Annotated in this window: 1 protein-coding gene; it reads right to left on the bottom strand. The window is 34.3% G+C overall.

Going from position 1 to position 437, the window contains the following annotated elements; all coding sequences use genetic code 11:
* The coding region (locus A6F49_RS17430; RefSeq protein ID WP_201120342.1) for an SAM hydroxide adenosyltransferase at window positions 1–437 on the bottom strand (437 nt) is incomplete at both ends.

The raw sequence follows: 437 nt of genomic DNA, 5'->3' as shown, positions 1-437 counted from the left end.
GTCTTGATTGACTGCTACACCAATATTTACTAGCGAGTTAACATACACAAGAGGTTCACCCACATTAACATCTGCAAACGATCGCGCAAATTTAATAATATTTTGATAGACTTTCTTATCTTGATGATAAATTGTTACCACCAAATTATTACCATGAACAATTTCCAAGGATTTTAAGAATGCCAATGGAATATTTGTCCATAATGACCCAAATCTGATATCTAAAATATCAATGCTTCCTGTAACAGAATCCTCATTTTTTGTCACTTCTCTTATTTCTAATGCCTCAATACTATCAACATTAATTGCCTGACCGAGACGTTCAAACGCTATCTTATTTGCAGCTAATCTCGCACCATTGTATGCATAAACATCTCTACCATGAAAAGTATGACTTTCTTCCGAATGAGGCAATCGGCTTTTCACTTCATCAATTT

Origin of the sequence: Enteractinococcus helveticum (assembly GCF_001657475.1) — a bacterium.
GTDB lineage: Bacteria > Actinomycetota > Actinomycetes > Actinomycetales > Micrococcaceae > Yaniella > Yaniella helvetica.
The sequence above is the reverse complement of the archived record's forward strand: the minus strand, read 5'-3'. Positions and strand labels throughout refer to the sequence as shown.